Annotated in this window: 6 protein-coding genes and 3 pseudogenes; 5 read left to right on the forward strand and 4 right to left on the reverse strand. The window is 69.7% G+C overall.

What is annotated here, in order from left to right; all coding sequences use genetic code 11:
* Positions 1 to 173: 173 nt before the first annotated feature.
* From ACH4F2_RS33235 to ACH4F2_RS33250, 4 genes and pseudogenes are all read left to right on the forward strand, one after another.
* Complete coding sequence (locus tag ACH4F2_RS33235; protein ID WP_398136462.1) at positions 174 to 1,454, forward strand: MFS transporter; 1,281 nt, start codon at positions 174 to 176, stop codon at positions 1,452 to 1,454.
* Positions 1,455 to 1,604: 150 nt separating this feature from the next.
* Positions 1,605 to 1,746 (forward strand): annotated as a pseudogene (locus ACH4F2_RS33240) (IS5/IS1182 family transposase); the annotation flags it as partial.
* Positions 1,747 to 2,135: 389 nt separating this feature from the next.
* Positions 2,136 to 2,696 carry a DUF6328 family protein gene (locus ACH4F2_RS33245; RefSeq protein WP_398136463.1) on the forward strand — a complete coding sequence of 187 codons (561 nt, stop codon included), beginning with the start codon at positions 2,136 to 2,138 and terminating at the stop codon, positions 2,694 to 2,696.
* A gap of 670 nt (positions 2,697 to 3,366) precedes the next feature.
* The gene (locus ACH4F2_RS33250) at positions 3,367 to 3,570 is read left to right on the forward strand and encodes a cold-shock protein (protein WP_398136464.1); all 204 of its coding nucleotides are present in this window, start codon (positions 3,367 to 3,369) and stop codon (positions 3,568 to 3,570) included.
* On the opposite strand, the pseudogene ACH4F2_RS33255 reads toward ACH4F2_RS33250, so the two are convergent.
* From ACH4F2_RS33255 to ACH4F2_RS33270, 4 genes and pseudogenes are all read right to left on the reverse strand, one after another.
* Positions 3,521 to 4,187 (reverse strand): annotated as a pseudogene (locus tag ACH4F2_RS33255) (helicase associated domain-containing protein); the annotation flags it as partial. The gene ACH4F2_RS33250 and the pseudogene ACH4F2_RS33255 overlap by 50 nt on opposite strands.
* Positions 4,188 to 4,201: 14 nt before the next feature.
* Entirely contained in the window at positions 4,202 to 6,157 is a 1,956-nt protein-coding gene (locus ACH4F2_RS33260) for a DUF6493 family protein (protein ID WP_398136465.1), read from the reverse strand.
* Positions 6,158 to 6,234: 77 nt separating this feature from the next.
* Positions 6,235 to 6,606: pseudogene (locus ACH4F2_RS33265) on the reverse strand (SWIM zinc finger family protein); the annotation flags it as partial.
* 251 nt (positions 6,607 to 6,857) lie between these two features.
* Entirely contained in the window at positions 6,858 to 7,490 is a 633-nt protein-coding gene (locus ACH4F2_RS33270) for a TetR/AcrR family transcriptional regulator (protein WP_398136466.1), read from the reverse strand.
* A gap of 101 nt (positions 7,491 to 7,591) precedes the next feature.
* Between ACH4F2_RS33270 and ACH4F2_RS33275 the strand changes: the two genes are divergently transcribed.
* Positions 7,592 to 8,506, forward strand: a complete 915-nt coding sequence (locus ACH4F2_RS33275; protein ID WP_398136467.1) for an NmrA/HSCARG family protein — start codon at positions 7,592 to 7,594, stop codon at positions 8,504 to 8,506.
* Positions 8,507 to 8,601: the final 95 nt, after the last annotated feature.

Here is an 8,601-nt window from a genome sequence, read left to right on the forward strand (position 1 = left end):
TGACGGCGCGATGGTCCTCCACCACGACGACGACGAGCGGGCAACTGGCCCACACCACCGACCGGTTCGCCCGCGCTCTTCCATCCCGCACCTACCTGAACGCCGCCTGACGACCACCGGACCGCCCCACCCGGTCACCCGCCACCCCGGCCTCCCCCGAAAGTACGGATCACATGGGCCACCCGTCCCTCGCCTCCACACGCACCCCGCCCACCGCCGCGCTCGCCCCCTCCCTGTCCGCGGTGCAGAAGCGCACCCTGACCGTGCTGCTCGTTTCCCAGGTCCTCAGCGGTGTCGGCCTCGCCGCCGGTGTCACCGTCGCCGGGCTCCTGGCCGGACGGATGCTGCACGACACCTCCCTGTCCGGGCTTCCCATCGCCCTGCTCACCGCGGGCTCCGCCGGCGCCGCCGTCGTCATCGGACGCGTCTCCCAACGCCTCGGCCGCCGTCCCGGACTGGCCGCCGGATACCTCACCGGCGCGCTCGGCGGTGCCGGCGTCGTCGTCGCGGCCACGCTCGGCAGCCCCGCGCTGCTGTTCGTCTCCCTGTTCCTCTACGGCGCCGGCACCACGTCCAACCTCCAGGCCCGGTACGCGGGAGCCGATCTCGCCGCACCCCATCAGCGCGCCCGCGCCACCTCCACCGTCATCGTCGCCACCACCGCCGGCGGCATTGCCGGACCTCTGCTCACCAACCCCGCCGGGCACCTCGCGACCGCGCTCCACCTGCCCGAACTGACCGGCCTGTTCCTCCTCTCCACGGTCGCGTTCACTCTGGCCGCACTCACCCTCCTCCTATGGCTGCGCCCAGACCCACTGGTGCTCGCCCGGACCCTGCCCGCGGCCACGGGCGAGGACGCACCCGCGGGTTCCCCCTCCCGCCCCGGCCCCGGCCTGCTCGTCGGCGTCATGGTCCTCGTCCTCAGCCAGCTCGTCATGGTCGCCGTGATGACCATGACCCCCATCCACATGCACGCCCACGGCTTCGGCACCACGGCGTCCGGCCTGGTCATCGCCCTGCACACGGGCTCCATGTACCTGCCGTCACCGTTGGCCGGCCGCCTCGTCGACCGATTCGGCGCCACAGCAATGAGCGTGGTGACAGCAGGCACGCTGCTCACCGCGGGCGTGGTCGCCGCCCTCGCACCCGGCCACTCCTTCACCCTGATCACCCTCGCCCTCATCCTGCTCGGCGTCGGCTGGAGCTTCGGCCTGGTCACCGGCACCGCAATCGTCACCAACAGCACCCCCCTGGCCACCCGCGCCAAGATCCAGGGACTGGTCGACGTCGCCATCGCCGTCGCAGGCGCCGTCGGCGGCCTGGCCTCCGGCATCGTCGCCGCCGCGACCAGCTACCCGATCCTCGCCGCCCTGTCCGGCGCCCTCGCCTTCGTGGCTGCGCCCGCAGCCATCGTCGCGGCCCGCAGGAGCTCCGCACGCGCCGGGTCGACGTAGCCGGGCAGAACCGGAATCCGCGCGAAATGTGCCACACATCAGGAGCAGGGTGAGACCGAAGCAGTGGATTGATCACGCAGTGGCTGGTGTGATCACGGCGTCAGGGCCGTCCTGAATAGGTCCGTTTACCGGACTGAGGCCGCGACAGTCGGGAAGCTCGCCCCGCTTTTTGGGGGTGTCCAAGTCGGCGGCGGATCGCATCATCGGCCATCTCGGGCCGATGCTCGCGTTCCAGCCCCGCACAAGGTTCACCAAGGACACCGTGCTCATTGTGGACGGCGCTCTGGCCCCACCCGCGACGACACCGTGTGGTCGACCATCTCGGTGTCGAATTCCCGCTCCACGCTGCCGATCCTGGTGGTCCAATGATTGCGGCGCTCGTCGAGCTGCCTGACTTCCTCGACCCTTCCATGAAGCTCATCCGGGAACCTCTCTCTGTCGGTTCTGCCGAATTCGTCGAGGGCCAGGACCGAGTGGCAACGCCCCGGGCACTCCGAGCGGGCACCCGAGATCACTCGGCCAACGGCCACTCGGCAACGTCCCGTACCGGACGTGACCCAAAGCTCTGATCGCCGTCGCACATGAACGAGTCCCTACGCAGGCCCGTCGCCAGGTGCCTTCGGCATGTGAACGGCTGCAACGGGCACATGAACGTTCCGCGACGGGAGAGAAGGGACGAACATGACGACGGAGCCGATCACGTGGTCGGAGGCCAAACCCAGCGGCTGCGGCGCGTGCGGAGGAGACGGCCCCGAGCCCCCGGATGAGGCGCCGGAGACACCACGTGAGCGCGTCAACCGCCGCTGGAACGAGATCATGCAGGAGACGCGCGTCGCGCAGACGGGGGTGCAGATCCTCTTCGGCTTCCTGCTCAGTGTTGCCTTCACGCCTCTCTTCCACGACCTGGGAACGTTCGAGCACGCCGCCTACGTCATCACCGTGGTCTCGGGTGCCACAGCCACCGCCTGCCTGATCGCCCCGGTCTCCATCCACCGCTTCCTGTCGGGGCAGCGGATGAAGGACGAGATGGTGGAGGTGGCACACCGTCTGATGATGTGCGGCATGCTCCTGATGGCCGTGACCATCGGTTGCACTCTCCTCCTCATCCTTCACGTCGTTGTGCCAGGCTTCATGGCAAAGCTGCTCGTCGGCGGCGTGATGGTCTGGTTCGCCCTGTCGTGGTACGCCCTCCCTCTGTGGCTCCGCCGCCGGTCCACCCGCCGAGCGGCCCGAGCGGACTGACCTGACGGTGCATGCCGCAAATTCGACCATGCCGGCGAACGGACGAGGAAGAACATGCACCAACTGCTGGGAGCGCCGGCCGCCGAGTTGGACCGCCCGGGCGAGCTGACCACAGCCCCCGCGACACACGCCTGCGGCTGTGGTCAGGCGGTGCTGGTGTGGCGGTAGCCGTGACGAGTGTGCGCGATGGTCCTGAGCTGGGGGATTGAACTGCAGGTTCGCCAGGTAGCGGGCCGAGGTTGTCAGGCCGTGACGTCTGTACTGCGTGCGGTGCCGGTGATCGTTTGGTACGCAGCGGTGCTGGGACGAGCCGCCCGCTTTTTTGGGGCCGGGCGCCGGGATGCGCAGCGCGTCCGGGCTTTGTCGGCGCCGTCGGACCCAGTCCGATGGCCGCTTGTTCGGCTCCGACTTCGGTGAGCGTGGCATGGCCGGGAAACGGCGGAGGGCCGTCCCCGGGGGCTGTTCTCCGATGGGGTGCGTGGCGTAACTGCCTCTGGGGAACCTTGGCGTGACGCGACTGCTGGGCGCTTTGCTGCACCGTTGATCGCACTTCACCCGCATAATGGGCGATATTAGTGACCTCACTCGTTTTACCCACTGTCCGGTGGGGAGGATATGACTGCAGCCGGGCACGGACTACGTTCCCGGCTCTACGGAACAAGGGGCAGGCATGGCTCTGGGCACTGTGAAGTGGTTCAACGGGGAGAAGGGATTCGGCTTCATCTCCCCCGATGAGGGCGGCGCGGACGTCTTCGTGCACTTCAGCGCGATCCAGGGATCCGGTTTCCGGAACCTGGAGGAGAACCAGCGGGTCGAGTTCGAGATCACCCAGGGGCAGCGAGGTCCCCAGGCCGACAAAGTCCGGGCCCTCTGATCCTGCTGTCCACCAGCGCTTGCACCTGCTCGCCGGTGAACTTGTCCCGCCTTATGCGGGTGTTCGATACCCATACGCCGAGCCTCGTCTCGGTCCCGTCGGGCAGAACTTCGACCGCTTCCCGCGGGACGGGCCGCTGGCCCTCTCGTTCGATCCACTGTGCCAGGGCTGCCAGGCCGCGCTGGAAGGCTTGAACAGCACCTCGGGTTCGATGGCGGCAGGACGCCATCGAACCCGACCAGGTCGGCGAGAACGCGGTAGTGCCGCTGCCGGTCCAGGGCCCAGGGCGGTTCCAGTCCTCATCGACCGCGGCTGCCCGATGGACACCAGGCCCTCGTTTACGCCGCTCCCCCAGCTCCCCGGCACGCAGCGCCTTCCTCTGCTGGTGGATCCATCGTCTGAGCGGAAACACCTGGTCGCCCCGACCGCGACCTCGACGTCATACGGGACGGCGTAGACGCCGGTGATGCCGTTCTCCTTCCGCCAGCGCAGCAGCGCCCGGTAGCCCTCCAGCCACACCAGCGGCTCCGGTCGGCACACCCGGGTCGCAGGAACGCCGCGATGGTGGCCGCGTCCCGGGGCGAGGAGAAGGGGAACAGGGCCGACTCAGCAGTGGCGTCGCGTCGCCGTCTCAGCGCCGCAGCACGTCGCGCAGGAGTCTGGCGTTCTTCATGGTCTGGCTCGAGCCTTTGCGCGCGGCCATCTCGTCGACTTCGGGGATGGAGCCCTTGGCTCGGGAGCGGGCGGCGCACTCGACGGCCAGTGCCAGGATCGCTCCCGCTCCGTTGACCGCCTTGTCGCGCAGCAGGGCGGGCAGGGCGGCTTCGAGTATCGACCAGACGGTCGCCCAGGCGCCGGTCTCGGCCGCCGCGCGCAGTACGGCGGTGGCCCGGGTGGGAGTGCGCAGCAGCGCCTGCAACTGTCCTGCGAACAGCCGGGCGTCCAGCTGCCCCTGCGCGGCGAGGACCAGCAGGGCGTCCACCACCGCGTCCGCCTCCTTCGGGTCCCCGTCGAGCCGCCGCGCGATCTGCCAGTGCGTCGCGTAGCCCGCGGTGCCGTGCATTTCCATCAGTCGCGGGAGCAGGTGGGGATTCGGGAGCGAGTATGGCGTGAGCACCTGGTGACTTGTGGTCGCGAGGCGTGCGGCCATCTCGTCGCGGTGGTGCGGAAGCTGCGCGAGCCAGAACGCGCCCGCCCAGGAGGTGAACGGGCTGGAGGGACCGAGGAGGGCCGCGGCGACCGGCGGGAGAGGCAGGTCGTGGTCGGTGCAGGGATCCGCGGGAGCCCACCGTCCCGGCTCTGCGCCGGTCGGGTTGTCGGCCGGCCACTTCTCGGGCGTCGTGTCCCGGTGGGGTGCGCCGCCCTGGTCCAGCCACCGTGCCAGCTGACGGCCCCCGTCCGAGCGGAGCGCGCCCGCCGCGTTCCGCACCCGCTCGTCGTCGGTGGGTGTGACCCGCAACAGGGCTTGGGCCAGGTCGATGGGTGCGGGGGTGATGCCCAGGCTTTCGAACTCGGCGATCCGCTCCACCAGGGTGGCAGCGTCCACCGCCCCGTTGGCGTGGGTCGGCAGGGCCAGCAGGTAGGGCTGCACGCCGGACGCGATCAGTTCGATGGCCTCGGTGAGCCGGGCCTTGAGCATCTCGCTCGGTGGGATGGTTCTCACTGCCCAGTAGGTACGGGAGTCCGGGTCCTCGTGGCGGAGGTGGATGTGCCATGCCCTCGGCTCGTCGCCGCGCACCGCGGCCGCGACGTCGTACACGTCGAGCTGCGCGTCGAGTGGCGACCAGCTCCACCCGTTGCCCGGCAGGTCCGGTTTCCGGCGCATGACTGGTTCGAGCGCTTTGGACAGGGTGCTGCGGTCGAGGCGTGCGTGGCGGACGAGGCCGTCCAGAGCACGCTCGAAGGCCACCACGTTCTCGCGGTCGGCGAGCAGCACCGCGACCTCGGGGGCGACCTCGGCGGCCGTGTCGATGGGGTGGACCGGTACCGGCTCGGGCACCTCCGGCAGGACGTCGGGCAGCGACTCGTCGGACGGTCCGGCAGACGGTCCGATGGCGTCCTGCCCCGCCGGGCCGAGCAGTCCGGCGGCGCGCGCGGTGAGACCCGGGTTGAGGGATGCGGCGGCCTCGCGAAGGTCGGAGAGCACCTGCTCGTCCACCACCGCCGGCAGGTGGCGGGCGACCAGGTTGAGAGCGCGTTCCTGGAGGCCTACGTCGGAGTGCTGGAAGGTGAGCGCCGCGTCGGTCAGGATCCTGCTTGCGCGGGTGGCGTCCCGCTTGGCCACCCGGTCGAGCCAGGCGAGCTGGGCGCGCACCAGTTTCTTCTCCGGGCGGAGTAGGACGCGTTCGCAGATCTCGGTGAGGACATCGGCCTCCAGCAACCCCGCCTCGTCGAGACCGGCGAGGACCTCCTGACCGTAGGCGGCGACCAGGGACGACAGGTCGAGCATCGCGACGTGGTCGCGGAGCCGGGGCGCGTTCTCTGCCGGGGTGAGGGCGAGGGCCCGCAGGAAGGTGAGGGGATGCGTGGAGTCCCGGAGCAGGGACGCGATCAGGGGTTCGGCGAGCAGGACGCGTTGGCGGGACACCGAGGCGTGTTCCTCCGGCGTGAGGGCGAGTGCAGTCAGCGCGACGGCGGCGTCCGGCCACCACACCCTTTCGGCGGCTCGGGGCCCACTCGCAGGTGGAGCGGGTCGAGGCCGCCGAGTTTGGCGAGAGCCTGACGCAGCGGGACGTTGATGTCGACGTTCGTGGTGCCGTGGCCGACGTCGCCGCCGTCGGGGCCGGGTGCGAGGACGTCCAGACGCGCGTAGACGCCGCAGCAGCCGGAGAAGGACTCCATCCGTAGGCGGTCGCCGTTGGCGGTGACCACCGGGTCGAGCGAGGCGGCGGAGCTGGGCCGGTAGTAGCGGGTGGCCGCGACGTTCGCGACCGCGAGTAATGCCGTGGCTGCGGCGGCCGGGGCGGTCAGGAACCCGTTGAAGAAGCGGGGGTTGGCCTGCTCACCACCGAGTGTGGCACCGCCTGAGGTTTCCAGGGCGAGGCTGCGGCCGCAGGCGGATCCCGCACCGCGGACGCGTCCACATAGGCGTAGGACTGAGTCAGCGTTGTGCTCACGCCCGCAGGCTACGGCCAGGCAGTGACATTGCTGACCTTGACGGCGTACGAATCATGGGGAATCAGTCGCACTGAGCCGAAGCTCAGGAGTTGTCACCGGCGACGCCGGACGAGCTGGCGGAGAGGACCGGTCGAGGCACGTTGGCTGTCACCGATCAGGCATCCCGCTGGTCACAACCGCCCGTTCGGCAGACTTTCTGTCATCAGTACCGAAGATCCTGAGTTCCCGGATACCCCAGCCATGCCGCGCCCGGGGCTGAGCCCTTCCACAGCGAGGCGGAAGAGGCGGTCGGCCTGGGTCTCGGGGTCCTTGTGGTGCTCGGTGGCCAGGGCGATGCCTACGGCGAGGGTGAGCAGGTCGTGAAAGGTGACGTGCGGTGCAACCCCCTTGTCGCGAATGGCCCGCTGCAGCAGGGGAGTTCCGGCCGCTGCGATTCTGTTGCCACAGGAGTGCGGGGAGGATTCCTCGGCGGGAGGCTCGTAGCTGAGGGTGTTGGCGAATCCGCGGGCTGAGACGGCGTAGAGGACAAGGGCGTGGAGCCACTCCAGAAGGGCAGTGCGGCCGTCCTCGGTCGCACTCAGCCGGTGGGCGCGCTCGCACAGGCCCTCGATGCGCTCCTGAAAGACGGCTTCGAGCAGGGCACGGCGAGTGGGGAAGTGACGGCGCACGGTCGCCGAACCGACGCCTGCGGTGCGGGCGATCTGCTCCTGGGATGCCTCGGCGCCGTGCGCGGCGACCTCGGCTTCGGCGACGGCGAGGATGCGCTGGTAGTTGCGTCGGGCGTCCTGGCGCTGACCGGTCATGATCTCCTCATTGCTAAACGGCGGGCCCCGCCATATCTTAGCGGCAGGCAAAGCGGCGGGCCCCGCCGTTTTCCTTCTCCGGTCCGTGAGGAGCAGCAACCATGCCCATCAACAGCGATACCGTCCTGGTCGCCGGAGCTACCGGCCAGCAAGGCGGGGCCACGGCCCGCGCACTCCTGGCCGCCGAGGTGCCCGTACGTGCACTCGTACGCGATCCGCGGTCGAAGTCCGCCCAAGCGATCGAGGCGCTGGGCGCCGAGCTGGTGCGGGCGGATCTCTCCGACCGAGCCTCCCTCGGCCCAGCGGTCGAGGGAGTCCGCGCGGTGTTCTCGGTGCAGGTGCCGCCCATGACCGGGACCAGCGTGGACTTCGCGGGCGAGCTCGCCCAAGCCACCAACCTGGTGGACGCGGCGAAAGCTGAGGGGGTACGGCAGTTCGTGCAGTCCTCGACCAGTGGAGTCGGTGAGCACACCCGGGTCGCCGGCTGGGCCGAGGGCCGCTGGGCGGCGATGGCGGACTATTTCCACACCAAGCAGGCGATCATGGAGGCGGTGCGGGGTGCGGGCTTTGCCCGCTGGACGGTGATCAAGCCCGCCTTCTTCATGGAGAACCTGCCCCTGCTGGCGCCCAAGGGGCCGCGCGGCGGACTGCTGACGGTACTGAAGCCGGAGACCGAACTGGCCCTGGTGGCCGTGCGGGACATCGGCACAGCTGCGGCGCACGCTCTTCGAGACCCTGACCGGTTCCACCAGGTGGAACTGGAACTGGCCGGTGACCTGCGCACGATGGAGCAGATCGCGCAGACCTTGTCCGCCGCCTGGGGCGTGCCTGTGACCGCGCCCTCCATGAACCTGGAAGAGGCCCTCGACGCGGGCATGCCGACGTGGGGAGCCGGACACGAGTGGAACAACGTGGTTCTCCAGCCCGCCCGGCCCGTGTTTGCCGAGGAGTTGGGCATCCCGGTCACCACCTTCGCCGAGTGGGCGGATGAGCAGCTGACACCCGTGTCCGGCTAGCCTCGCGCTTTCATGAAGCGGGCTGTCCGGCAGGCGGTCAGGAAAGCAGAAAGTGCCTCTGACCAGCAAGAATGAGGATTGTCGAGGTCCTTGTT

The sequence above is a fragment of the Streptomyces sp. NPDC017890 genome (genome assembly GCF_044328675.1).
Lineage (GTDB): Bacteria > Actinomycetota > Actinomycetes > Streptomycetales > Streptomycetaceae > Streptomyces.